Consider the following 25,385-nt stretch of genomic DNA (forward strand, 5'->3'; position numbering starts at 1 on the left):
GGCTAAGCCATGTACCGAAGCTGCGGATTCAGCGAAAGCTGAGTGGTAGAGGAGCGTTCCGTAGGCCTGTGAAGGTCAATCGTAAGGTTGGCTGGAGGTATCGGAAGTGCGAATGCTGACATGAGTAACGATAATGCGGGTGAAAAACCCGCACGCCGAAAGCCCAAGGTTTCCTGCGCAACGTTAATCGGCGCAGGGTTAGTCGGCACCTAAGGCGAGGCCGAAAGGCGTAGTCGATGGAAAACCGGTTAATATTCCGGTACCGGGTGTAACTGCGATGGGGTGACGGAGAAGGCTAGGTCAGCCGGGTGTTGGACGTCCCGGTTTAAGCGAGTAGGCAGATCCTTTAGGCAAATCCGGAGGGTCAATGTCGAGACGTGATGACGGTGTCTTGGTTCGCCAAGACCGAAGTGATTGATGCCACGCTTCCAAGAAAAACCTCTAAGCTTCAGGTTACATCTGGCCGTACCAAAACCGACACAGGTGGGCAGGATGAAAATTCTAAGGCGCTTGAGAGAACTCGGGTGAAGGAACTAGGCAAAATGGTACCGTAACTTCGGGAGAAGGTACGCCCCTGGTACGTGAAGTGACTTGCTCATGGAGCGGAAGGGGGTTGCAGTGAAACGGTGGCTGCGACTGTTTAATAAAAACACAGCACTCTGCAAACTCGAAAGAGGACGTATAGGGTGTGACGCCTGCCCGGTGCCGGAAGGTTAATTGATGGGGTCAGCGCAAGCGAAGCTCTTGATCGAAGCCCCGGTAAACGGCGGCCGTAACTATAACGGTCCTAAGGTAGCGAAATTCCTTGTCGGGTAAGTTCCGACCTGCACGAATGGCGTAACGATGGCCACACTGTCTCCACCCGAGACTCAGTGAAATTGAACTTGCTGTGAAGATGCAGTGTACCCGCGGCTAGACGGAAAGACCCCGTGAACCTTTACTACAGCTTTACACTGGACTTTGAATTCGCTTGTGTAGGATAGGTGGGAGGCTATGAAGCCGGGACGCCAGTTCCGGTGGAGCCAACCTTGAAATACCACCCTGGTGAATTTGGAGTTCTAACCCAGGTCCGTGATCCGGATCGGGGACCGTGTATGGTGGGTAGTTTGACTGGGGCGGTCTCCTCCCAAAGCGTAACGGAGGAGCACGAAGGTGCGCTCAGCACGGTCGGAAATCGTGCACAGAGTGTAAGGGCAAAAGCGCGCTTGACTGCGAGACAAACACGTCGAGCAGGTACGAAAGTAGGTCCTAGTGATCCGGTGGTTCTGTATGGAAGGGCCATCGCTCAACGGATAAAAGGTACTCCGGGGATAACAGGCTGATACCGCCCAAGAGTTCATATCGACGGCGGTGTTTGGCACCTCGATGTCGGCTCATCACATCCTGGGGCTGTAGCCGGTCCCAAGGGTATGGCTGTTCGCCATTTAAAGTGGTACGCGAGCTGGGTTTAGAACGTCGTGAGACAGTTCGGTCCCTATCTGCCGTGGGCGTTGGAGATTTGAGGGAAGTTGCTCCTAGTACGAGAGGACCGGAGTGAACGAACCTCTGGTGTTCCGGTTGTCACGCCAGTGGCACAGCCGGGTAGCTATGTTCGGACAGGATAACCGCTGAAAGCATCTAAGCGGGAAGCCCCTCCCAAGATGAGATCTCCCTGGGACTGCGAGTCCCCTGAAGGGCCCTGGAAGACCACCAGGTTGATAGGTGGGGTGTGGACGGTCAGTAATGGCTGAAGCTAACCCATACTAATGGCCCGTGAGGCTTGACCATATAACACCCAAACCGTTTGGGTGATGACACAAACGCCGTGTACGTTGTCCGAGTGAAGAGCTAAAAAATAAAAGCTCGACTCAAAACCAGTTTTGCCTGGTGGCCAGAGCGAGCGGGAACCACCCGACCCCATCCCGACCTCGGAAGTGAAACCGCTCAGCGCCGATGATAGTGCAGATCCCTGTGCGAAAGTAGGTCACCGCCAGGCACCTCTTACCCAAAGCCCCGTCGCCTAAATGGCAACGGGGCCTTATTCTTTTGTCGCTGCTCAGTGTCATTGACACGAGACCGTCTACCGGTGACGCCAATGTATTGTTAGCTAAACTATCGACGCGATGCATTCGTGTGGCTGCTGACAGGCGATGCAGTCACACTTACCTCCATCGCAGCGAGTTGAGCATTCGGGTGTGAACGTATAGGGATAAAAGGTATCGCTATTAGCGCAGTTGATCGAATAAAATGCTGTTCAGGGAAGATCGATGTTTTTCATTAATTGACCGGTCCATACTCCTTCCCCAAATTTCTTACACTATAGTCGTTTCAAGCTTCGCCCAAATCGGCAAGCATTGTTACCGGCGCGGAATTTTGTCGCATTTCCGGATGCTGCCGCGCGAGACGTATTGCAGACAAAAAACCCGGTCGAAGCCGGGTTTTCTGCGTACGCCGGTCGTCTCGAATACCTTGATCAGCACTGCTCCACAGTTATTTTGTTTGTTGCTCAACCTCTTTTTTGGTCTCCTCATAAGCATCATAAGGCACGCTAGACATTTCTCGACCTTTCAACAAAAGAACTCCAACAATCACCACGATAATCAATCCGCCAATGTAGAACCAGAAATAATCTTTCTTAGGTTGTTCCGGCTGCCCTTGTCCTGGTTGTTGTGCCATCTTGCTAACCTCCGCTGGTACAAAAAAGAAAAATTGATCACACCCAATTGCTCGGTATGCTGCACTCGGCTTGCTCACGTTGACAGAGACTATTACCCTACGGAATTCGCTGCGACGCAACTAAGTAGAATTGCTTACAGGACGCCGAAGAAGTAGGGAAAAGCTCAACTACTTCGCTTTTCGCTTAGTCCTTCGAAATGCGCGATCCGGAGCCAATGGCTGGAAGAATTTCGCTCGAGCCCGCAACGTGAGTCGTTCCGGGGCAGCTAATCGGCCGAAAACATCGAATAAAGGCCGTAAGCCAGTCCCACCCACGCCAGAGTTCTTACGATTGGCAGCCCCAAAAGAACCAAGCTACAGATGACAACCAAGCTCAAACCGCTCCAGGTGCTCTTTTCCGTTAGCCGATTCACAAGCCAATGGGAGGGGGCGGATTCAGATCTTCTTTCTGCCATGGTTTTTCTCCTTGTCGATTGTGTCGCCATTTTTTGCAAAACCTTTTGGGACTTCCGAGTCACCAAAAGGAGCAAAAACTTGGCGACAAGTTATTGCCTGCGGCGCCCCGGACGCCCTGCGTTCGACCGGTCCCGACCCGACAAGGGGTCGGAACCTGGCTCCACAATGGCTCGACGCCCGGTCGCGATGCCTTGTGGATGGCCTACGACCGTTGCTAACGCAACGACCTTCGGCCATCCACCCGGCGCTCGGGCTTCCGGGGACTACTCGACTCGCTCGCATTCGCATCGCTCCATGTCTCGCAGCGGCTGTATTTAAGCTCAGATCGAAACTTGAGCGTGGCACCGCGTTAAGAGCCAATTTTGAAAATCTTAGGCATCCATTTAGGGCAAAATGCGAAAGGCGTAAAGAGACGAGACGGAATATGCGAAGCAGCAAACCAAACCGGATTTTCGGAAAGCCACGTACAAATAATCACCTCGTACGACTCTTTCGCAATTGTAAATATGACCTCGGCTAGTCAAGGTAGTTGCCCGAGCGTTTCACCCTATGAATCCGAAAATGCTCTGATCGGAGCTGCTTTCGACACCGGATACAAGAACTTAGTGAAGCTACCGATGTCACTTTAGATGAGGCAATGCATCGCTTTTTAGGGATGGAGCTTCACGATCCTCAATCTGAAAGGAGATAAGCTTATGAAAAAGCTGATTGCCGTTGGCCTAGTTTGGCTTTCGCTCGCCTTCGGTGGCTGTCAGAACGAGACAACTCCAACCAGTCCCGGCGGTCCCGGTGGCGGCAGCCCAGCCGAGCCGCAGCCAGGACAAGCTCCAAGCGAGCGTTAGTCCGAATCGTTGAGTTTCAATTGAAAAAAAACAGAATTCACCGCTTTGAGACCTGCTGTTTACAGCGGGTCTTTTTTTGTCTATCGATATCAAGAATAGAGAGTTCTTATACCCGAGAACTTATTAAAATTACTTCGCCAGTTATCTGGCGAGCTTATGCCGGAAGCAATGGTGGCAGTCAGGGCATCTGAAGATCAGTAGCCGGCGCCGGACCATCATCGGCAGGCTGGGGCGGTAGCCGGTGTGCGGTGTCGCGCACTTTTTCCCCGGCGGGCGGATTTCTGCCGAAGGTGTTGTAGAAAGCCGAGCGTGACCATGGTCAGCAACGTGTGATGATGAGTGATGAGGTTTGATAATGAGATTGAGTCCATCAAGGTGGTGTAAATTCCGAGGGTGAACCCAGGGTCGGTTATGTGTTGGTTTAAGCGGGCAGTGCCGCGAGGTCGGCGTTCCCCGGGGCCAATTAGACCGTGCAGATAAACCGGTGCCAGTGCTGCCGGGATTCATGTCCTAACGTATCCCAAAAGGGAAGCAGTCAATCCGCTAGTTCCTGTTCCCAATGCGTATCCATAACCAGATCAACCGGATGGTTGAATCAAAAATCTGGCGAAGTAGTGCTAGGAGATATCGGATTGGCGTATAAGAATCTGCATGAACTGCCTTTGCACTCGCTAGGTCCAACTTTACGTCCACGGGTTCGGCAGGATCGCCGTGTGTCTTTAACGTAGTAGGGTTGTTACATCGAATTCAGCCGACTCAATCCGAGGAGACCGGACATGGCTAGTCTGCACAAGTCCATCGAGATCGATGCGCTGGCACAGGTCGCTTACCACCAATGGTTGCAGTACGAAGAATTTTCCGAGTTTATGGACAACGTCCAGGAAGTCCGCCGTATCGATGACACGCATCTACGTTGGCGCGGCGTGATCGCCGGCAAGCCGATAGAGTGGGTTACTGAGGTTGTCGAGCACGTGCCGGGAAGGCGCATCGTCTGGCGAAATTCGGAAGCTGCCGATACTCATGGCGTAATTATGTTCGAACCTCTGAATATGGGGCGTACCCGGATGACTTTGGACATCGAATACCAACCCGAAAGTCTGGAAGAAAAGATCGGCGACGTCCTCGGCATAGTGGAGGCTAACTTGGAGGATGATCTTCAGAACTTCAAGGAATTCGTCGAATCTCGTGGCAGATACACTGGGGGTCCAGACCCGAACTCCGTCAGTCCGGCCTGATTCTGAGGCTAATCGTATTATTGACCGTGCTGGTGATGCTCTACCGGGTCGGAGCGCGAAGTCGACGCCTTTGCGAGACCGCGGTGACATGTTTGTCCGTGCGCGGTCACGCAAAGGCCCCAAGATCAGTAGGCTGTCGATAAATTGATCCGCCGGCCTATATTACCGTCGAGAGAAATCCGAACGTGAGCAGCGTCTTATTTCCTTCCCGGCCAACGCTTAGGGCCGAGAATAAGTAATAATCGTGATAGTCGTAGAGCTCCAAATCGTGCTCAACTGTAAATGAACTGGGTATGCGGTCGAGTTCGATTGCTTTCGTAAAGTGCTCTTCTTTAGCAGGATTATTCAAGAGCATTAGTTCACCGACAATCAGCGCGACGCCCAGAGCCAAACGCCGTAATTTTTGTTTTTCGGTGCCGAAACGGGTGAGCGTACCGCATTTTCGACATTGAAAAAGTTTTTCATAGTTTCGGTGGCCACATTCTTTGCATTCTACGAGGGACATGCACTCAATACCTCAAGCCAAACAAACAGCAAAATTTTTCCTCGTTCGTGAGGAATACCGGCCAGAATCCGCAGAAGGCTAATGAGTTAGCGGAAGCCGGAGACACGCCAGTTTAGCAGGAATGTAGACGCTATGTGGCACTAGGAGGGTTATTACGACCGCGACGAAGTGCAGCGCCCATTCGGACGCACGTGATGCATGGTCGCTGGCGGCTGATATTCAGCTGTGATGAGTTGTGGGTAAATTCCGCAACGACTGTACGCTGGGCAACAGCCGCTGGACGGGCAGCGGCTGCCAAATAAAGGTTCGAAGTCCCCGCGTCTAGACAGGGGGACGGCGGCCCATCAAGAAAAAGACCAGAGCTAAGATCAGTCCGACAACGAACAATATCCAAGCGATATTGACTGCCGTGCCGGCTATGCCGCTGAATCCCAGAAGGGCGGCGATAATGGCGATGACGAGGAAAGTAACTGCCCAACCTATCATGGCATATCCTCCGTGGTTGGTTATTGCACTTCACCGGGCGATGAAATGTGGATGCAATAAATAAGACAAGCGTAAGGCCCGCTTTGCTCAATCGATATCTTTCCGGCACGTGGCCCCGTTCTGACAGAAATCATGCGATAAGCCGACGAGGCCGACCGAGTCGATACAGCCAGCCTCTAAATTCGGGATACCGCTGTTTGCACCTCATCGAGCCGATTCGCCGCCTTGGCGGAAATCCGGCGGTTTTCGGTGATACCCAAGAAAATGTCTCGGAACATCACGTAATTCACGGCGATCCAGAAGCCTTGAACGATGGGAATGAGCGGATACAGCCCGAATGCTGTGAAAACCAGTACGCTCGCAAAAGAAAAGGCGGCTATCATGAGAATCGAGCTCCGATTCAGCGCGGCGCCATGTTGTCCGTACGCGAGCGCCCTGATGAAGCCTGCACCTAGACTCCGCAATGGATAAAGAAAGCCGAGGCCGACGGGTAAGATCATTGCCCATTCGATAAGATTATTTCCGCTTTCTTCATAAACGTGCGCGAGTTGCGTCGACAAATCGCTTCCACCGTGAGTGTTTGCCGTTTTGGCAGAAACGACTCGACTGCTCTCATTGGCCACGGCTGCCGCTTTGCCGGCGGTGATAGCCATGTTCACGGGAATGGTGGTCAGAAATACGAACATGCCTACTTGAAAGGCGAATTTGACCGCATCGCGGAACAGCGAACCGAAACGCGAGCTCATTCCTATCCAATCGGACTCATGATCCACCACCACCGCGAGATTGAACCCGAGCGCGAGTGTCAGATATTCCGCAATCGGTTCCGCAGCGCCCGCGGCGCCGGTAACCAGGCAGCACACGGTCATTACGGCAATCCATACCGGCCATTTCCGCGAAACCAGCTCAAACCCCTGCTTGATCCAGTTTCGCCACGCATCGGGAGACGCCTGTCTGGGTTGGATAAACCCGTTCGCCATGAATAAACCTCGCGCAAGAGCATCGTAGAAAATTGGCGGCACAGTTTACAACACGCCTGGCCCGGTCAACGACGTGGTAACACAGTATTGTTAATTGGTGATCGATCGGCATTCCGTGGTGGCGCACCAGAGCGGCGTCTTGCAATTCACCAAGGCTGGATCAACGAATTTCGCGTGCCATGCTTGGAGAAAGCGGCCTGTCCTCGCGACGAAACCGCAGATTTGTGTTCGCGCGATTGGCGGCTTCGGAGCCGAAGTATATTTCGACGCTCGATAGTTCATGCCTATCGGAACCGATTCTTTCAATCTCGCGCATTTGTCCTTTCACCTCTCGCGTGATGATGGGGACAATCGTGGCCGAAAAGCCGACAGCAATTACCAACCTTATCCGTTCGCAACCGGTGCAATTGTGATCGTGCGTTATTACCCCGCGGAATTGCCCTCCCGGTGCGGCCGATGTTCATCATTGCATCGCAGCGGAAAACAGTGCCGGCAATATTGCCCGATATCTTGGAACGCAGCGGTTTGGTCCAATGATATATCTACCTCTGTCTCAGATAATTTACTAATAAGAAAAACACTGTTTCTCAAATGAGGAAATCTGTGTCGGAACGGAAGCACCTGTAGCAACATCGAATCACAGAAGAACAAGAGGGCAGGTCCGTAAGTCTGGATTTACTTACAGAGTTGTAATCGTTCTCGAAGTGGTGTGTCACCGGGAACAGAGGATTTACACGGAGGATAGGGATATGATCATGCGCAAAAAAGCGATATCGATTTTGTTGGCCGGATTATTTTCTGGCACTGTCTATAGTCAAGAAGGACAGGGACCGTTTGTCGCGAATTTGACGGGCCAGGAAGAGGTTCCGCCAGTCGAGTCCACAGTCCGGGGGGTGGGAATCTTTACCCTCAATCAGGATTCGACACAATTAACTTACCACGTCAGCGTGCAGCAATTGCAACAAGTCGACACCGAAGATGGGACAAGACTGACCCAGGCGCATTTGCATTGCGCTCCACCGGGGCAAGCCGGTCCGATAGTCGTAGACTTGTTGGGAATGGTCCGAGGTGGCTTAATTGCACCACTTGAACTTAGAGCAACCGTGTCGGATGCCAATATCGTTCAGGAGGCGGACCAAATGACTGCTGAACAGATGGGCTGCTCGACTACAATTGGCACCCCGATCACCAACATGTCTGAGTTGATTCAGGCCATTCAGGCCGGAAACATCTATGTGAATGTACACTCGGAGCAGAACCCCCAAGGGGAAATTCGCGGCCAGCTCACATCCATCACCGTGGGTGAACAGCCACCGGGTGAACAGCCACCGGGTGAACAGCCACCGGGTGAACAGCCACCGGGTGAACAACCGGCTCAGTAGTTGGGCCGAGAGGAGCGAAGTGAAGAACGATCGCTTGTCGGCAAAGACCGCAATCCATCGGATTTGGTCGGCGGGTGAATTCGAGCATAAGGCTCAATGAGCCTGACGATTTAATCGACCATCAGCCAACGCGGAAACTGTCCCTCAATTTTAACCACTATCTTAAAAAGGCCTGCTTCCCAGCAGGCCTTTCTTTTTGGAAGTCTTCACTTGGAAGACCTGCTCATTCCTACTCACGGCTTCAGCACGACCTTGATGCATTCGTCCTGCTTGTGCTTGAACATCTCGTAGCCCTCGGGCGCATCGTCGAGCGGCATCTGATGCGTAACGATGAAGCTCGGGTCGATCTCCCCGTTCCGGATTTTCTCTAGTAGCGGCTGCAGATAGCGTTGCACATGGGTTTGCCCGGTCTTGATGGTCAGCGACCGGTTCATGACGGAACCCATGGGAAACTTGTCGATAAATCCGCCATAGACTCCGGGGACGGAGACCGTACCCCCGTTGCGGCAGGCCATGATGGCCTCGCGCAGCACGATGGGCCGGTCGGTCTCCAGCATCGTCGCCTGCTTGGCGCGGTCGTAGGCGTATTGAATGCCGTGTCCGTGCGCTTCCATGCCGACGGCATCGATACAGGCGTCCGGTCCACGGCCTCCGGTCATGCCCATGAGCGAATCGTAGACATCGACCTCCTCGTAATTGAGCGTCTCCGCCCTCCCTTGTTCACGCGCCATACGCAGCCGATCGGGGAAACGGTCGATCGCGATGACCCGCTCGGCGCCAAGCAGATAGGCGCTCTTGACGGTGAGCTGGCCCACCGGTCCGCAGCCCCAAACCGCCACGGTGTCGCCGGGCTGAATGTCGCAGGCTTCCGCCGCCATGTAGGCGGTTGGGAAGATGTCGGAAAGAAACAGAACCTGCTCGTCGGTAAAGCCGTTCTCGATCTTGATCGGGCCGACATCGGCGAAGGGGACACGCGCATATTCGGCTTGCCCGCCGGCATATCCGCCGACCAGGTGCGAATAACCGAAGATTCCCGCCGGCGAATGCCCCCAGAGCTTTTCGGCCATCACCGCGTTCGGGTTGGAGTTTTCGCATAGCGAATACTGCTTTTTTTGACAGAAGAAACAGCTGCCGCAAGAGATGGGAAAAGGGACCACCACGCGATCGCCGACCTTCAGGTTCTTTACGCCCTGTCCGACATCGACGACTTCGCCCATGAATTCGTGGCCAAGGATGTCGCCCTTTTCCATCGCCGGGATGAAACCGTCGTAAAGGTGTAAATCGGAGCCGCAGATTGCGGTCGATGTGATTTTTACGATGGCATCGCGTGGGTTGAGAATTTCCGGATCGGGTACCTGTTCCACCCGAAGATCGTTCTTGCCGTACCAACAATTCGCTTTCATGACAGTGTTCCTTGTCCGAATCGATGAGCCGCTGAGCGCTATGAAAACGGGCGGCGGAATTTAGTGTCAGGTTTGGACGATTTCGTCGTACTTTCTCGACAGGCTGCGAGCCCGCCCCGCGGGTTGCCCCTCGGTGGTTGCGATCTCGCCGGTTTCCATGAGCTGCTTCAAGCGGTGCAAGTCCACGGCGATTTGCTTCTCGGGCGCTTCGCCGAACAGCCTCGCGATCTTGGCGCCGATGATGCCGCCCGGCGGCCGATAATCCATCTCTATCTTGACTACCGTGCCGCGTCCGCCCGGTGCACGCTCGAAGCGTACCGACCCGACATTGTCCACATCCGCGCCTTCGAGCGAACGCCAGGCAATCAATTCGTTCGGCCGGTCTTCGATCACTTCCGAATCCCATTCGACATGCATTCCGGCAGGTGCCTTTGCAACCCAATGGGAACGGCCCGGTCCGATCTCCCGCACGGATTCGATGTGATTCATGATGCGCGGCAGGCTCTCGAGATCGCGCCAGAACCGGTAAATATCCTCGGCCGGGCGGTCAATCGTGATGCTTTCCCGCACATGGATGGTGCCACTTTTGGTTCCGGCGCTCTGGCTCAGTTGTTCACTGCCGATGATGTCCAGGGCCGTCACGCCGGCTACCGCTGCCATGGCCGCCGCCGCTCTGCCGCGTTTCGGGTTGTCTTCGCCCAGAGCCGATCCGAGCAAAGCCAGGTCCAGCGCGTCGCCGGCAACCCGCGCCTGGAGCCAATTGGGATTTCCGGGCTGCATTAGTATGCCGATCCCGGTCGCGATTTCGCGAAGTCCGAACAGTTGCACAATGCCGTGCCGACCGTCGAGGCCGACCATATCGGCGACTTTCCTCGGTGCCGCGACTTCGGCAAGGCCCAAACCGATACTGAACCAGCCTAAGCTCTTCGCCATTTGTTTCTCGTCCATAACGTTCCGCTCCTCTGATTTTCAGGTTCGCCAGGGATGTTCCGGTAGATCGGACACACCGATCACCTCGCACCCAGCCATTGCAACCCTGTGATCATTCTCGACCGTACTGCCGCTCGCTCCGATCGCGCCGATCAGAACGCCATCGGCATTCACAATAGGGAGCCCGCCGGGAAAGGTGATCAAGCCCTCATTGGAAACCTCGATTCCATACAACGATCCTCCGGGCTGAGACATCTTGCCGATCTCGCCGGTCGGCATGCCGAAGAAACAGGCAGTCCGTGCCTTTCGAATCGCGATGTCGATGCTGCCGACCCAAGCGTCGTCCATCCGGGCAAACGCCTTCAGGGTTGCGCCGGAGTCCACCAAGGCGATGCAACTGCGTGCGCCGATTTCCTCGGATTTTTTAAGTGCTGCGGCGATGGCGCGTTGTGCTTCTTCATAGCTGACGTGCATGGCTTTTCCCTCCGTTGATTCGTTAAATCTGTTCGACAATCCGAACAGTGGGGCGTTGCGCCTACAATGCGGGAAAACGGGCAAGTTTGCGGCTGATCATAATGCGGGAAGCGACGGATCGGAGCGGACCTTCGGCAGTTTAAATGCAGGCAGGCGTGGAACGATTGGCACCCTCCGCGATGCGCTCGGTCTAAGGTCCTATGTACGGCTGATCTCCAACTTGGGTTAGCCGAACATGAATTTCCACGCTAAAGAAGGAGGGCTTATGTCTGATGAGTTGGCACAAATAGCCGCGCGCATGGTTGCGCCGGGCAAGGGACTGCTCGCCGCAGATGAGAGTACCGGCACCATCGAAAAACGATTCAAGAAGCTCGGGATCGAATGTACCGAGGAGTCTCGTCGGGACTATCGCGAGATGCTGTTTACCGCGCCGGAACTGGAAAAATACATCAGCGGCGTGATTCTGTACGACGAAACGATTCGCCAGCGCGCATCCGACGGCAAGCTTATCCCGGAACTCCTCGCCGAAAGAGGGATCATTCCCGGCATCAAGGTGGACAAAGGCTTGGTGGACTTGCCGTTCTTTCCCGGCGAACGGTTTACCCAGGGGCTCGACGGACTCGCGGGTCGGCTGGACGAATACCGCCGGATGGGGGCGCGCTTCGCCAAATGGCGCGGGGTAATCGCCATCGGCGAGGGCATACCCACGTCCCAGTGTTTGCGCGCGAACGCCGAGTCGCTGGCTCGTTATGCCGGACTCTGTCAGGTCCATGGGCTGGTGCCCATCGTGGAGCCCGAAGTGCTGATGGACGGAGCGCACGATATCAAAACCTGCCGATGGGCGACCGAGGCGGCACTGCATGAGGTTTTCGATGCGCTCACGCGTTACCGCGTCGGGTTCAAGGACATGATCTTGAAGCCCAACATGGTGCTATCCGGCGCGGACTGCCCTCGTCAGGCGCCGCCTGAAGAAGTTGCCGAGATGACGCTGGCCTGCCTCAGGCGAACCGTACCGGTGGCAGTCACCGGCATTGCCTTCCTGTCCGGCGGCCAGAGCGATACGGTCGCCAGCGCCAATCTCAACGCGATCAATGTGAAGGCCCAGGCCCTGAAAACGCCTTGGACGTTGACCTTCTCGTTCAGCCGGGCCTTGCAGGCATCGCCGATGGCGATCTGGCGCGGCCAGGCGGAAAACAAGACCGCAGCCCAGCAAGCCCTCATCCGGCGTGCACGCTTTAACGGAGCCGCGGCGCTGGGGCAATACGATCCTGAAATGGAGCAGGCGGCGTAGCGACAGTCGTTGGTTCATCAGTTCGGTGGGCCAAGACGCAGCGTTGCGGCCGCTTGGGCTTATTGCATGCTTACCGAGGAGAGACTGAAAGCATTATCGCCTCAAACCTGGCGGTCCGAGTCGTTCCGGCGGTAAACGTTAGCCGACCAAAAACGAGTTGACTGCAAGATCGGCTCGTGGTCTATTATTTCCGTTAGTTCTGAAAATTCAGATAAAAAGATATGAAACTCACGCCGGTCATGGAAAAATACGTTCTGCACTGGGGGGAAATGGGGTCGCGATGGGGCGTCAATCGCACCGTGGCGCAGATCCACGCTCTGCTGTACCTCGCCGGGAAACCCTTGACCGCCGACGAGATCGCCGAAACTCTGGGGGTGGCGCGCTCGAATGTGAGCACCAGTCTTAAGGAGTTGCAGAGCTGGGGCCTGGTCAAGCTGCTGCATGTCAAAGGCGACCGCCGTGATCATTTCGAGGCCCTCTCGGATTTGTGGGACACCTTTTTTGCCATTGCCGAGAACCGCAAGCGCCGCGAGTTGGACCCCACGCTGACCGTACTCCGGGAATGCGTCCTCGACGCCAATGAGGACGAAAGCGGGCCCGAAGTGCAGCGCCGTATCGAGGCGGTGGCCAAGTTCCTGGAGCGGTTGCTTTCTTGGTACGACCAGATACGGCGCTTGCCGAGGCCGGCATTGATCAAGTTGCTGGATCTGGGCGCCAAGATCGAGAAATTGTTGGGCTCGAAGAGCTGATTTTTTTGCGCTTATCTTTCTGTTAAGACTGAAATATCAGAAATAAAAGGAGATCGCGATGCGAGTTCTTGTGACCGGAGCTTCGGGATTTATCGGACGCCATATCGTGCATGCGCTGGCGAGGGATGGGCATGAGGTGATCGCGGGGGTGCACCGAGCATCGCCTTCCCGTGATGCGCCGGGAGTCCAATCGATTTCCATCGACTTTGCTCATCTTTTGAAGCCTGTCGACTGGCTGCCCCATTTATACGGGGTCGATGCGGTGATCAACGCGGTCGGGATCATTGCCGAGCGTCGGAACAGCCGGTTCGACGACGTGCATCGCGATGCCCCGATAGCCTTGTTCGAGGCGTGCCGCCGGGCCGGCGTACGGAAGGTCATTCAAATTTCCGCTCTGGGTGCAGACGATTCGGCGTTCAGCCGTTATCACCTCAGCAAAAAGGCCGCCGACGATTTCCTGGCGACGACGGATCTCGATTGGTCCATCCTTCAGCCTTCGCTGGTGTTCGGACCCGGCGGGCAGAGTTCGGCTCTTTTCTGCGCGCTCGCGGCCCTGCCGGTCATCCCGTTGGTCGGCGACGGCGGACAGAAGATTCAGCCGGTACACGTGGACGACTTGACGCGGACCGTGCTGCGGCTGCTGAAATCCGGTGCGCCGGCTCGCCTGCGGCTTCCCGTGGTCGGGCCGGAGCCCATGACATTGCGCGAGTGTCTGGGCGTGCTCAGAAATTGGCTAGGCTTGGGGGAAGCGCATTTCATTCCGATTCCCTATCGCTGGCTGTTGGCCATTGCCGACCGGCTCGGCGCGATGACGGCGACTCCTTTCAACGGAGAAGCATTGCGCATGCTTCAGCGGGGCAATACCGGGGACCCGGACATTTTGTCCGCCCGCCTGGGGCTTCGTACCGAAGGCTTGGCATCCGCTCTCCGAAATCGACCCGGCACGTCGGCCGAACGGATCTACGCCCGGCTGTTCTTTATCATCCCGGTCCTGCGGTACGCTTTGGCGCTGCTGTGGATCTGGTCGGGGCTGACCTCAGCGTTGTTTTTTCCGGAGAGCGAAAGTCTCGAGCTTTTGGCGGCCACGGGCATTACCGGTTCGGCGGCTCCTTGGGTGCTGTACGGTGCCGCCTCCCTGGATGTCGTGCTCGGAGTCGCTCTGCTGACGCGTTTTCACGTGGTCCTGGTGGGCCTACTTCAGCTCTTGGCGATGCTCGCTTATACCGCGGTCATCACCGTAAGCTTGCCCGAATTTTGGCTCCATCCCTTCGCGCCGATCGCGAAGAACATTCCGATTCTCATCGCTACCTTGGCGATTATGGCCGCGGAGAAACGCTGATGGACGTCCTGATCATCAAATGGGTTCATATTCTGAGTTCGATGTTCCTGTTCGGCACCGGTATGGGAACCGCCTTTTTCAAGTTCACCACCGACCTCAGCCGCAATGTGCAGGCGATGGCGATCACCAACCGGCGTGTGGTGCTGGCCGATTGGCTGTTCACGACGCCGACCGTCGTCGTCCAGCCGGTCTCGGGGTTCGCGCTTGCGGCGCTTTACGGTTATCCGCTGGATTCGCCGTGGCTGGTCGCGTCCGTGCTGATGTATATCATCGCCGGGGGCTGCTGGCTGCCGGTCGTGTACCTTCAAATCCGCATGCGAAACGACTGCGACCGGGCGCTTGCCACCGGCGAGCCGTTGCCCGAGCGTTATTGGCGAGATCTGAATAAGTGGTTTTGGCTGGGGGTGCCGGCCTTCATCGCCATGCTCGCTACGCTGTATCTGATGGTTTGCAAGCCGACATTCGTTTGAAAAGGGGGATTTATGACCGTACGCCACATGCCCGTCGTTCGGCGGGTTCTCGGAGAAGAGCACTGGGCGCGGCTGGCTCCTGCCGTGCGCCGGCACTACGACCTCTCGCCATCATTTGCAGAAGACATGACTCTCGATGGTGTGATGGACGAGATTCGCCATGCGCCCCTGGTCAAGCCTTGGCTGATGCTTGCCCGTTGGTTCAAGGCCTTGGTGCCTTATCCGGGCGATAATGTTCCCGTCAAGGTTCGGAATAGAACCGACCCGACGACCCCCGACTCCCTCTACTGGCATCGCACCTTCTCTTTCCCGGACGGCCGAGTTACCGAATTTCTGTCCCGAATGGAACCGGCCGGCAGAGGCCAGATCGTCGAGATTCTGCGCTTCGGGGTCGGCATCCGCATGAGGCTCAGCGTCGAGGACGGGGCGCTGGTGTTCACCGGATTGCAGCACTGCTGGAAACTGGGGCCGATGATGATCGGAATTCCCAATTGGGCACTGCTCGGGGATGCCGTTATCGTCGAGAGTCCGGTATCCGATGACGAAGTGCGCCTGGATTTCGAGATCGTTCACCCCTGGTTCGGGCGAACCTTTTCCTATTGCGGCCGGTTTCGGATGTAACGTATGCGGGCATGGACGCTCATTGTTCGCCGGTGGCCCGGCGGGACCGAAGGCGTTACGGCCGCGGAATGCGGAATTTACGCCCTTCCGTCCGCAGCACTAGGCTGTCGGAGCGAATCTCCAGGAGTTCCGCGCCGCCTTGGATGCTGTCGCCCACCCGGTATTTTTTCATGTCGATGATCGCAAACCGCTCTTCCGGCTGTTCGGAGTAGGCGAATACGTTGATCGTGATAGGGCCCACCCGCTGCTGAAAATCGATGGGCAAGGCATGGATGAACGGAATCGCGGGTTCGTCCGCGAGAGGCTGGGGCGGCAGGTCGCGAGTTTCCGGCGCGCTTGCGGGAGCCCGAAAAGCGACCGGAGGGTTGGCGTTTTCGCTCGCAGCAGATTCCGTTAGAGGTTCCTGATCGATTGGTTGCCGGGTTTTTTCCGCCGGTTTGCCGAGCCGCTTTTCGGTTATCGGCGTCGGGGAGCGTTCCGTAGATTCTGAGGGTGCGGATTTGGGTTTGGAAGGCTTTGGGGGTGTAACCGGCGGATTGACGGGATTGTCGGCCTTCGCTTCTGGGCGTTGGGCTGCCGGTGGCATATCTCTCGCGGGCTGAGGGATTTCCTCTGGACTCGATATCACCGGGGCTGAATCCGATGGAACTGCCGTGACGCCGGGTGCGGCAGCGTTCTTAACCGCGGCGGGTTCAACGGTTGGTCCGGCCGATTCGGCCGCGGTGGGCTGCGTTACCGGTCCATTGTTTCCCCATCGAGTGAGCCAAAGATAGCCCAGGACGGCGCCGTTAAGCACGATGAGAAACGCTGCCGACCACGCCAGACCGCGGCGCCGCGGCGGTGCTTGATCGAGCGGGATGGGAACGGGCGGCGCGGCTTGGCCCGCTTGCCGTTCGCGTTCCGATTTTCGGAGTGCTTCGAGAATGTAGGACATCGGCGCTGTTCCGGTTTTATCGAGGACCTGAGGTTAACCTGGGAATGCCTGGATCATCGGCTCTTTTGACAAGATAAATCATGGTATAGGGACCCGCTACGCCGTCCGGATTCAGCCCGTGTTCCACCTGAAAGGCGACCACGCGGGCCTTGAGTTTTGTGTCGAAATAGTCGTCGGCTCCGTCTTCAGCCGGTGCACGCAGCATCCGTCTCAACCACCTCACGGCTTCACCTTTGCTGCCCGCGACTAACGTTCTGGCGTCGCCCTTGGGCGGCTTCCAGAGCAAAGCGGCACCGCCCCGCCAAAATGGAAGAATGTCCGCGAGTTCGAAAGCATGGCGTTGAGTACCGAAGCTCAGCTCGATCTTGTCGTCGCGGATGCCGACCAGGACCGCATAGCGCTTCGTGCCGTCCGGCACTGCGAATTCCAGTACGGCCGGATGATCGAGGCTTCGCAGTTGGAACCAGTTGCCGTTGGTCGACAGACAGTGCAATCCCTTTTGTTCGGCAAATTGGCAAAAGTCGGTCGCGTCGACCGGCGGCTCGATTTGCCACAAAGCCAGGAGTCGGGCAAAAGCCTTGTCGCGGGTCAGGCCGGAGTCTGACATCAACTCGGCAAACACCGGCTCGGGAGCGCGCGCTGCGGTGGGGGGCGCGTCTGCGGTTTTCTCGGGCTCCGGGGCGCTTTTCGGCGCGGTTGAGGGCGCTGAAGGAACCGGGGCATCCGGCTTCGGCTGAACAATGGGCGGATCGTCGGCCAAAAGCGGACCCAGCAGAGCCGATAAGTGACGCGGTATGACAGCCGGGTCGGAACGGAGCGCAAGGCCTGCATAGATCGACCCGCAAACGGCGAGTACGGTCAGAAGGCCAAAGGGCGTAACGGCTGAAAAGCGTACGGAGCGTGTAATGTCGGCTTTCGGCATCAGCTCGTTGGCGGCTTTCCGGGCAATTGCATAGCCCGCTTTGCTTTTTCCAAGGGTGTAAACGCCCAACAATGCCCGGTCGCAAATAAGATTAATGAGACGCGGAATTCCGCCCGACCGGCGACAGATTTCACCGACCGCCAGCCGGCTGAACAGCGTATCTCTGGCGCCGCTGACGGCCAGGCGATGCCGGATGTAGGCCATCGTTTCCCGGAAATTCAGCGGACGCAGGTGAAACCGCGCGGAAATCCGTTGCGAAAGCTGCCGCAAGTTCGGCTGAGCCAAAAGAATGCCGAGTTCGGGTTGTCCGACCAGGATGATTTGCAGCAGCTTGGCCTGGTTGGTTTCGAGATTGGTAAGCAGCCGGATCTGTTCCAGCACTTCGAAGCTGAGGTTCTGCGCTTCGTCGATCAGGACGATGGTCCGTCGCCCCCGTGCGTGGATTTCGAGCAGATGCCGGTTCAGCAGGTCGATCAATTGCTTCAGGCTGGCCCGCTCTTCGGGATAAGCAATGTGCAGTTCGTCGCAAATGCTGGCGAGCAGTTCGCGGGGGTTCAGCCGGGGGTTGAAAATCAGGGCGAGATCGACGTCTTCGGGCAGTTGGTCGAGCAGACAGCGGCACAAGGTGGTTTTTCCCGTGCCGACTTCGCCCGTCAGCACGACGAATCCTCCGCCGACACTGATCCCGTACAAAAGATGAGCCAGCGCCTCTTGGTGCTGGGGACTCAGATAGAGATAGCGCGGATTCGGGGCAATGGAAAAGGGGGGCTCGCTGAGCTGAAAATACGGCGCGTACATGATAGTGAGCGAGTTCCCCTAGTGCCATTTGGATTGCGATTCTGATCCGACGATATCATTGCGTCGAAGGGGACTGTCAAGTTTATGTACCCCAAACGGTGCTTCGCCGGAAATCCTGGTCTTAGAGCCTATCTCAGTAGGCCGTTCGCTCTGAGCCCTTCGACGGGCCTGTCCTGAGCCCTTCGACTTAGCTCAGGACAGGCCCGTCGAAGGGTTTGGGACTTACTGGCATAGGCTCTTAGCTCTGAGCCCTTCCACCCGCTCCGCGATTCGAAGCTTCTACGGCTCGGAACCCGAAGATCGAGCCATCATCCAGATCAGCATCTCCTCGCTAACATCGTCGGCTGCCGCTGATTCGGGTGATTGCTGAGTAACTAATGATTCCGCCTTCCGCAATTGCAGGAGGTGCTCGACGGCCTCGTTGATCGTCATTCGCTGTTCCTTGGCCAGCTTGGCCAAGGCGGCGTAGGTGCTTTTCTTGAGGCTCAACCGCTGCAAGTTCTCCGAGCACCGGCGCTGGTTCAGGGCGTTCTGCAGGCGTTTCCAGCCGGTGTCGTTCAGATGGCGTCCAATCCACGCGTTCAATTGGTGGTGATCCGAACAGAGATCGAGCTGTTCGGCTGCGACGCGATCGTGAGTTACTAATATTTCCGGCGCCTTATCGGGTTCTTTGAGCATACGCCGCAAGTAACTCAGCGCCGCCGCGTATTTTTCCGGTTTGAGTCCGCGCATGGATAGCCCTCATTAGTTACTCATTTTTGTGGAAACATTCCAACTGAAGCCGTGAGTTCAAATTTGTGAGTAACTCATGAGTATTAAGGCCAAGTTCGGATGAGAGGTCAATCCTCCGCTTAAACAGGGCCGGGAAAAAACGGCCTTCGTGGCTGTCGTATAAAGAATGGCGCAGCGGGCGCCAAAATCGGGCTAATCCGCCGTATCGTGCTGTGGAGAGCGACCGAATACGAGCACAGGGAGAACGATATCATGGACGGTTTCAGCGTGTTGCGAAATATTGGCGGAATGCTATTGACTGCCGGGCTGGCCATCTTGAGCGTGGGCGCGGATGCCGAAGCGGAGCGTCTACCCGCCTACGGCGTCGATCTTGAACAGACCTCGGTCTCGGGGATTTCCTCGGGCGCTTATCTGGCGGTGCAGTTCCATGTCGCCCATTCCGGTATCGTCCGCGGCGCCGGGGTCATCGCCGGCGGACCGTATTACTGCGCCGAGAACAACTCCGGCAGGGCAACACGGAACTGTATGAAACCCGATGAAACCCATCCTGTCCCCGATGCCGCGCATCTCAAGAATCTTACCGACCAGCTTGCGCAGTCCGGTGCCATCGACGATCCCGTTCAACTTCGGGCCGACCGGGTGTGGTTATTTTCCGGTACCGAAGATCGGGTCGTCGAACAGCCGGTGATGGACGCCTTGTTTCGTTATTACCGGTCTTATGTGGGCGATGACGGGATCGTCTACAAGAAAGACCTGGACGCAGGGCATGCCATGATTACGGAAACCGACGGAGCCGCCTGCTCCTATACGGGGCCTCCGTTCCTCAACGACTGCGACTACGATGCGGCAGGAGCTCTGCTGGCTCACATCCATGGGCCGCTCGAACCGCCCGCCGCCGAGCCCGGCGGGCGTTTCGTCGCGTTCGATCAGAACGAATTTCTGCCCGACCGGAAGGCCCACGATCACAGCATGAGCGATTCGGGGATGGCGTATATTCCGGATTCGTGTAATACCAGGCGTTGCCGGGTGCATGTCGCCTTCCACGGCTGTTTGCAAAACGAGGATAAAGTCGGCGACGCCTTTTACCGGCAGGCGGGCTACAACCGCTGGGCCGACACCAACGATCTGATCGTCCTATATCCGCAGACGGAAGCGCGCTATGGCTGGGGATGGCCGTTCTGGACTTTGAATTTCGTATGGAATCCCAATGCCTGTTGGGACTGGTGGGGGTATGACAGCGCCGATTATCACACCAAGAACGGACCGCAGATCGAAGCGATTCGGGGCATGCTCGATAGACTGGCGGAAACGCGGCCGTGACGATGGGCGAGTGTATTATTAATCAGGCCCGTAAATACCCACCTGGTATTTCGGGCCGCCGCCCAGGCCGGTACACGCCCGGCCTGGGCTCACGCGGCTTGTCGCCGCGCCGGGGCATCCCTGCCCCGGATTAACCCGGCCTATATTTATAGGCCGGGTTAATAAATCTTCCAATCATCGGCTTTCTGAAGGGAGAACCCGACGATCAGTCCCAACCGACGACGTCGTAACCGCGTTCCTGCAAGCATCGGTTCACGAACGACTGATAAGCGGGATCCGGCCCCGAGCGGCCGAACATGGATCGAATCAGCCCTGCCGCCGCGCCGCTCGCGGCGCCAATAGCAGAGCCGGCGCCGGCCGACCCGACCACAGCCCCGCCGACCGCCCCGGTCGCCGCGCCCATGGCGGCGCCGCCTACCGTGTTTCTGGCGGCCCGGCCGGCGCCGGTTGCGCGAGAGTCTGCGCCGGCCGCTTCGGCCAAGGACTTGCACTCGGCGATATCCTGATCGGCGGCAACTTGTCCTACATTCTGAAGATGCTCGTTGGGGTAGAGTACCGGTCTCGCGGTGGCGCAGCCGCCCAAAGCCGTCACCAGCGCGAGAACGATCAATCCAGCGGCGGGTTTCATACGTTATCCTCCATAGTCGGGCATTCCTTGCGGACCCAATGCGCTTTCTCGCCGTCCGTCATCTTTAGAGGGAGACAGTATTGTCGGTGCTTAATTCCCTTTCATTAAGGTCCCGCAATCGCGTCTCGAGACCGAATGGGAGTGTTCATGATTGTCGGATGATTCTTCCCATCACTTGGCGGGCAACTACGAGCCCCTGAAAAGGTCTGAACACAATGTAAGCCCTTGAAACGAATGTTGAAAGGAGATGCCGGAACGGTTGACCGATGTCGGCGATGTCCGACGATCCATCGAATACCGAGGTGACAGGAGGTTGTTATGAATAGGCGATGGCTTGCAATAGGCTTGTGCTCATTGATGGTGGTGGGCTGTGCGACCGATCCGCACACTGGTGAGAAGCGTCCGTTGGGCAAAGTCGTGGGCGTGGACCGCTCGGGACGAGCGATACGGCTGGCGCTCGAGGATGCCGGTGTAGAGGTGCAACGTACCACGGAAAACACTCTCGACTTGGATGTCCCGTTCGCATTCGGGTCCGCCAGCCTGACGCCGCAGGTGCAAAGCACGCTGAAATCGGTGGCCTCGGTTCTGAACCAATACCCTGAATCAACCGTCACCGTCACCGGACATGCCGACGACATCGGCTCGGACAAGGGCAACCAACGGCTCTCCGAGCAACGTGCCGGCGCGGTAGCGGGTTACCTGACATCCAACGGAGTGAACGCCGCCCGCATTTCGCAAGAAGGCATGGGGGAGAGAATGCCGAAAACCGCGAGCACAGACGAGGCCGTCCGGGCGCAAAACCGGCGCGTGGAACTGACGATCGTAACCCATCGAGACGTTGGGAAGGAGACTTCAGCGCGTCCGCCTTCGGAAAGTCCGGCCGCGCCAAGGACTTATCCGCCGTCGGGAAGCGAATGAGTTATTCCTGCTGAACGGCTTGGCTTGTGGCTGAAGGGCGGTGAAGCCGGAGCGCGCGATCCGCCTCACCGCTCGTGTGAAGGCTCTCTGCGTACGACGGACGCTTTCACGCTTACGGTCAATTTCTGTCTGATAATCGGCCGTCCGGGTTCTTTTTTCTGGACAGCTTACTGTTCTTGTTTATAACGCCCGGAATGGATTTGGTCGGTCTCGGGAACTTCTTTTTCAAAACGTCTACGCCGCTTTGAGGTTTGGCCAAGGGAACAAGATCTTTTCGGTTGAGGCGTTCCTGAACGATGTCGGTCCCCATACGCCGGTCCCGCTCTTCGACCAAGCCGGGTAACGCCTCGCCGTCGCGATTGAACGACCATTCCAGGACAGGGCCGCCCAGAGGCATCCTGTCGCCGCGTTTTCCGAACGGCGCCGAGTTCCAGACATGCCAGGTCTTGCCGTAGCTGTTCATTTTTCCTCTCATGAGTTCTTTCTCGGCTGCGTCGGGTATGCCCGGCGCCGTGAGCTGGCCGGAAAGGATCTCGTAATTGTGGGGATGCCAGTATCTCTTTTCCTGCGCGGGCAGAGACTCGAACAGCGTTTCCGAGATGATGTACTCGATGCCGATCAGATTGGCGTCGGCGGTGTTGCCGTCGAACAGCACGCACTGGGCAAAGTCCTCGTTGACTTGCCGGCAATAATGATGCGCCTCCATCTGATGGGATGGGTCCCTCTTGGCGACGTGGAAACCCGATAGATAGATATCCATCGGACGCAGGGGCGATTGGGTTTGCAGCATGGCAGCCCCGGATTCGAGCGCTCGGGTTTTTGTGGTTTTTTCCCGTCCTTCGGGTTGCACGCCGGGGGGCTTTTTCTTCGTGCTTTCACAGCCGGATATCACGGCTGCGAGTCCGAACGCTGCGAGTATACCAATAGCATTGCCCAATGCCGGTTTGGCCATATTGTCCCTCCCAAAGAATTCGCCGATAACCCCCATGGGATTGTTCCTTTTCCCTCCGGATGGCAACAATAAGTGAATATACCTAAGATTGATATTTAGCCAGCGGCTTTTCACTGTCTGATCAGCTATTCGTCTCCGTCGCATGCCTGACATCCGAATGCCAGCGTCAGATAGGAAAGAAGTACGTCCGCAAAAGCTCGTAACAGAAAATCTTGCCTGCGCCGCAATGGCTTAGCCGGCCAGGAGGGACCCGCCTTGGACGGGCGCTTGCGGCCCCATCCAAGTTCCTCGCCCTTTGTGCTAGGTGGCGACCCCCATAGAGACGGCATGGCACGCTCTCCTTTCGGCGAGTTTGAGGCGACTCTTTATTGCTTGTAATAACCGACTCCACATACCTGGTCGTCCACCTTGGTCACGTAGCTCACTTTCGGAATGGGCTGGGTGCCAGGAGCGCGCGGCCACACATAGGTCACTTCCTTGATCTTGCCTTCCTCAGCGATCTTGAACATTTCCGTGCCGAAGGGTTTGCCGTTCTGATCCTTCATCTCCTTGAGGTTCGTGCCGACTTCCGTTGGGTGGGCGGTAATGCGGCCATCCGGGCCGGCGCAGAACGGATAGAGGTCGCGATCCCGAAAACCGGCCTCGGCTTGGTTGAACTTGGCCAGAGCATCGGCCTTGTCCTTCTTGAGCTCGGCGACAGCCCTCTCCAGCATGGCACGGGCTTCCGCGGCGGTGCCATATTCCGCGGCGAAGGCGGCGCTCGATGCGATCGAGCCACTGAACAATGCTACGTATCCTAGGTGCTTGAGTTTCATAAATCCTCTCCTTGAGTGGATAACGAAAAAGGCCTCTTGAGACTGATTGAAACGGCCGGTCACGTTTAGAGACCGATTGGTATGAGGGTTATCTCTGAGCGCATGCACCAGATCTTTGACCGGTTTACCCAAGAGGACGCACCGAGCCAAGCCGCCGAGATTGACCACCATCTCGTGAAACCAATCGATCCGAGGCTCTCACGCAAAGCGCGGGTAAAGCGGGCAGGACATTCCATGCCCACCTTGCTCGGCTGGAACACGCGGGGTAGCGGCCACGGTACCCATCCGCACCTGTCTTGGGGGAACGGTCGTGGAGGATCCGCGGTGCGATCTGCCTACCAGGGCTCCGGAGAGTTCACGTCCCAGGCATCCCCATCGGCATCGCCGAAGGTGAGATACCAGTTGCCAATGCTGGAGACGAAAGACCGCTCAAACTGCTGCTCCCACTTGCAGGCCATAAACGGCTCCGGTGTGCGTGCCCGCAGGAAGCCGGCGCGCCTAAGCTGTCGGATGAACGGTGGGTAGGTGCACATGATCTCCGCACAATCCACTCCGCTTCGCTTGAAATCCTGGAGGCACTGGTTCAGCAATCCCTCGAACGCTTCCGGCTCCCGAGGATCCGCGAGTATGTCGAGGATTTGACCGCGGAGACGGTCTCCCGTTTTCGCTCGCTTGATCACGGCGTACCCGCAGAGGGTATCCTGGCTATTGAACGCAGCATACCGCCGGTAGTTACTGAACGGACGCTCGACGAATTTCCAGTTGAGATACCGGTGGTCCCGGACGACCATCAGTCCGAAGGCGGGAGACACCCTAGAGAAAAACTCATCGAAGCGCTCGTCGAAATGCATCATGGGGATGATGGCTATCCGCCGCGGTATTCTGGCGCGAAGGGCGAGTTCCCCCACCCGAAGCGCACTCCGGGCCAGCAAAGAGAGTGTGGTGCGGGAAATGCGCCCGCCGACCCGTTGCCGGATGAAGGGTGCCGGATCGAGTATCTTGAAGTAGGGATAAAAGTCCGGGACGGGAAGCCATCCGGCCTTGAGGTAGAGGTGGCGATTGGGCTCGTTGAACCAGAGGGCACCGGCGAAATCGGTGGTCTGTTCGGCCACGCCACGAAGCAGGACCTTTCCGAGCCCCTTCCCTCGATACGCCTTTGCCAGCAGGTCGTCATGCGCCAGATATCCCGTCATCTGACGGCCTCTCAGAGAAAATCTGAGCGGCATGTGTCCGTGCATGCCGACGACCTGCCCGCCGTGAGTGAGGAGATAGTAAGGCGTACGCCCCTCCCGGAACGGATTCCTCTCGGTCAGCCATCGGAACAGGATCTGCCTCTTCTCGATGTGGTCTTCGTCGAAGCGTTCCCGCCACAGCCGGACAATGCTTTCCAGATGCATTTCCTGGGCGCCGCTGCCCAGATATGGTTTCACGGACAGATCCACGCTGGCGAAATCTTGACTAACGGCCATTTTGCTCTCCTTCCTGGATGAGAAATGGGAAATCCAATCGGCTTGGCCACCTATTCGGCCGATGATGCGCGCGAGGCCA

Annotated in this window: 24 protein-coding genes and 2 rRNA genes (1 of these 26 running past the window's edge); 11 read left to right on the forward strand and 15 right to left on the reverse strand. The window is 57.0% G+C overall.

From position 1 onward, the window contains the following. Together ACWJJK_RS00430 and rrf are read left to right on the forward strand one after the other, a co-directional pair. Positions 1-1,767: ribosomal RNA gene (locus ACWJJK_RS00430) — 23S ribosomal RNA — on the forward strand; it begins 1,124 nt to the left of the window's first position. Positions 1,768-1,862: 95 nt separating this feature from the next. Next, positions 1,863-1,975, forward strand: a 5S ribosomal RNA gene (gene rrf, locus ACWJJK_RS00435). Positions 1,976-2,469: 494 nt separating this feature from the next. On the opposite strand, the gene ACWJJK_RS00440 is transcribed toward rrf, so the two are convergent. Together ACWJJK_RS00440 and ACWJJK_RS00445 are read right to left on the reverse strand one after the other, a co-directional pair. Beyond that, positions 2,470-2,655: a hypothetical protein gene (locus ACWJJK_RS00440; protein WP_077732818.1), complete on the reverse strand. Its 186-nt coding sequence runs from the start codon at positions 2,653-2,655 to the stop codon at positions 2,470-2,472. Between the two features lie 266 nt (positions 2,656-2,921). Further along, the gene (locus ACWJJK_RS00445; protein ID WP_077732817.1) at positions 2,922-3,110 is read right to left on the reverse strand and encodes a hypothetical protein; all 189 of its coding nucleotides are present in this window, start codon (positions 3,108-3,110) and stop codon (positions 2,922-2,924) included. A 1,619-nt stretch (positions 3,111-4,729) separates the two neighbouring features. Here ACWJJK_RS00445 and ACWJJK_RS00450 point away from each other — a divergent pair. After that, on the forward strand, positions 4,730-5,188 hold the full coding sequence (locus ACWJJK_RS00450) for an SRPBCC family protein (RefSeq protein ID WP_086133429.1): 459 nt from the start codon (positions 4,730-4,732) through the stop codon (positions 5,186-5,188). Positions 5,189-5,345: 157 nt separating this feature from the next. Here ACWJJK_RS00450 and ACWJJK_RS00455 read toward each other — a convergent pair whose 3' ends face one another. The 3 genes from ACWJJK_RS00455 to ACWJJK_RS00465 all read right to left on the reverse strand — a co-directional run bounded on the left by ACWJJK_RS00455 (position 5,346) and on the right by ACWJJK_RS00465 (position 7,159). Beyond that, a complete protein-coding gene (locus ACWJJK_RS00455; RefSeq protein WP_133718036.1) occupies positions 5,346-5,693 on the reverse strand; it encodes a hypothetical protein in 348 nt (115 codons plus the stop codon). A gap of 321 nt (positions 5,694-6,014) precedes the next feature. After that, positions 6,015-6,179: a DUF1328 domain-containing protein gene (locus tag ACWJJK_RS00460; RefSeq protein WP_077732814.1), complete on the reverse strand. Its 165-nt coding sequence runs from the start codon at positions 6,177-6,179 to the stop codon at positions 6,015-6,017. Positions 6,180-6,355: 176 nt separating this feature from the next. Further along, complete coding sequence (locus ACWJJK_RS00465) at positions 6,356-7,159, reverse strand: hypothetical protein (RefSeq protein ID WP_086133431.1); 804 nt, start codon at positions 7,157-7,159, stop codon at positions 6,356-6,358. A 749-nt stretch (positions 7,160-7,908) separates the two neighbouring features. On the opposite strand from ACWJJK_RS00465, the gene ACWJJK_RS00470 reads away from it, so the two are divergent. After that, positions 7,909-8,541 (forward strand): CHRD domain-containing protein, encoded by a 633-nt coding sequence (locus ACWJJK_RS00470; RefSeq protein ID WP_454128534.1) that lies wholly within the window; start codon positions 7,909-7,911, stop codon positions 8,539-8,541. A 233-nt stretch (positions 8,542-8,774) separates the two neighbouring features. Here the strand turns inward: ACWJJK_RS00470 and ACWJJK_RS00475 are convergent, their stop codons facing one another. The 3 genes from ACWJJK_RS00475 to ACWJJK_RS00485 form a co-directional block, all read right to left on the reverse strand. Further along, on the reverse strand, positions 8,775-9,944 hold the full coding sequence (locus ACWJJK_RS00475; protein ID WP_156881344.1) for a zinc-dependent alcohol dehydrogenase: 1,170 nt from the start codon (positions 9,942-9,944) through the stop codon (positions 8,775-8,777). A gap of 66 nt (positions 9,945-10,010) precedes the next feature. Beyond that, entirely contained in the window at positions 10,011-10,892 is an 882-nt protein-coding gene (locus ACWJJK_RS00480; protein WP_086133435.1) for an SRPBCC family protein, read from the reverse strand. Between the two features lie 21 nt (positions 10,893-10,913). After that, a complete protein-coding gene (locus tag ACWJJK_RS00485; protein ID WP_156881343.1) occupies positions 10,914-11,348 on the reverse strand; it encodes a heme-binding protein in 435 nt (144 codons plus the stop codon). 265 nt (positions 11,349-11,613) lie between these two features. Between ACWJJK_RS00485 and ACWJJK_RS00490 the strand changes: the two genes are divergently transcribed. From ACWJJK_RS00490 to ACWJJK_RS00510, 5 genes are all read left to right on the forward strand, one after another. After that, positions 11,614-12,639: a class I fructose-bisphosphate aldolase gene (locus tag ACWJJK_RS00490; protein ID WP_077730809.1), complete on the forward strand. Its 1,026-nt coding sequence runs from the start codon at positions 11,614-11,616 to the stop codon at positions 12,637-12,639. Positions 12,640-12,860: 221 nt separating this feature from the next. Then, entirely contained in the window at positions 12,861-13,388 is a 528-nt protein-coding gene (locus ACWJJK_RS00495; RefSeq protein WP_086133436.1) for a GbsR/MarR family transcriptional regulator, read from the forward strand. A 58-nt stretch (positions 13,389-13,446) separates the two neighbouring features. Then, complete coding sequence (locus ACWJJK_RS00500; RefSeq protein ID WP_086133437.1) at positions 13,447-14,727, forward strand: NAD(P)H-binding protein; 1,281 nt, start codon at positions 13,447-13,449, stop codon at positions 14,725-14,727. After that, positions 14,727-15,197: a DUF2269 family protein gene (locus ACWJJK_RS00505; RefSeq protein ID WP_077730812.1), complete on the forward strand. Its 471-nt coding sequence runs from the start codon at positions 14,727-14,729 to the stop codon at positions 15,195-15,197. Before ACWJJK_RS00500 ends, ACWJJK_RS00505 begins: the two co-directional genes overlap by 1 nt. Positions 15,198-15,209: 12 nt before the next feature. Next, the gene (locus tag ACWJJK_RS00510) at positions 15,210-15,818 is read left to right on the forward strand and encodes a DUF4166 domain-containing protein (protein WP_077730813.1); all 609 of its coding nucleotides are present in this window, start codon (positions 15,210-15,212) and stop codon (positions 15,816-15,818) included. A gap of 55 nt (positions 15,819-15,873) precedes the next feature. On the opposite strand, the gene ACWJJK_RS00515 is transcribed toward ACWJJK_RS00510, so the two are convergent. From ACWJJK_RS00515 to ACWJJK_RS00525, 3 genes are all read right to left on the reverse strand, one after another. Beyond that, positions 15,874-16,752: a general secretion pathway protein GspB gene (locus tag ACWJJK_RS00515; RefSeq protein ID WP_156881342.1), complete on the reverse strand. Its 879-nt coding sequence runs from the start codon at positions 16,750-16,752 to the stop codon at positions 15,874-15,876. 16 nt (positions 16,753-16,768) lie between these two features. Further along, a complete protein-coding gene (locus ACWJJK_RS00520; protein ID WP_077730815.1) occupies positions 16,769-18,472 on the reverse strand; it encodes an AAA family ATPase in 1,704 nt (567 codons plus the stop codon). 279 nt (positions 18,473-18,751) lie between these two features. Then, a complete protein-coding gene (locus ACWJJK_RS00525; RefSeq protein WP_133718047.1) occupies positions 18,752-19,204 on the reverse strand; it encodes a hypothetical protein in 453 nt (150 codons plus the stop codon). A 252-nt stretch (positions 19,205-19,456) separates the two neighbouring features. On the opposite strand from ACWJJK_RS00525, the gene ACWJJK_RS00530 reads away from it, so the two are divergent. Beyond that, positions 19,457-20,524: an extracellular catalytic domain type 2 short-chain-length polyhydroxyalkanoate depolymerase gene (locus tag ACWJJK_RS00530; protein ID WP_205780975.1), complete on the forward strand. Its 1,068-nt coding sequence runs from the start codon at positions 19,457-19,459 to the stop codon at positions 20,522-20,524. A gap of 205 nt (positions 20,525-20,729) precedes the next feature. Here ACWJJK_RS00530 and ACWJJK_RS00535 read toward each other — a convergent pair whose 3' ends face one another. Beyond that, positions 20,730-21,152, reverse strand: coding sequence for a glycine zipper family protein (locus tag ACWJJK_RS00535; protein ID WP_077730818.1), 423 nt, complete (start codon positions 21,150-21,152; stop codon positions 20,730-20,732). Between the two features lie 318 nt (positions 21,153-21,470). Between ACWJJK_RS00535 and ACWJJK_RS00540 the strand changes: the two genes are divergently transcribed. Beyond that, a complete protein-coding gene (locus tag ACWJJK_RS00540) occupies positions 21,471-22,070 on the forward strand; it encodes an OmpA family protein (protein ID WP_077730819.1) in 600 nt (199 codons plus the stop codon). A gap of 118 nt (positions 22,071-22,188) precedes the next feature. Here the strand turns inward: ACWJJK_RS00540 and ACWJJK_RS00545 are convergent, their stop codons facing one another. From ACWJJK_RS00545 to ACWJJK_RS00555, 3 genes are all read right to left on the reverse strand, one after another. Next, positions 22,189-23,022, reverse strand: a complete 834-nt coding sequence (locus ACWJJK_RS00545) for an OBAP family protein (RefSeq protein ID WP_454128535.1) — start codon at positions 23,020-23,022, stop codon at positions 22,189-22,191. 365 nt (positions 23,023-23,387) lie between these two features. Continuing rightward, positions 23,388-23,837 carry a cache domain-containing protein gene (locus ACWJJK_RS00550; RefSeq protein ID WP_454128536.1) on the reverse strand — a complete coding sequence of 150 codons (450 nt, stop codon included), beginning with the start codon at positions 23,835-23,837 and terminating at the stop codon, positions 23,388-23,390. A gap of 335 nt (positions 23,838-24,172) precedes the next feature. Then, complete coding sequence (locus tag ACWJJK_RS00555; RefSeq protein WP_454128537.1) at positions 24,173-25,306, reverse strand: N-acetyltransferase family protein; 1,134 nt, start codon at positions 25,304-25,306, stop codon at positions 24,173-24,175. Positions 25,307-25,385 lie beyond the last annotated feature (79 nt).

Source organism: Methylocaldum gracile (genome assembly GCF_053646815.1).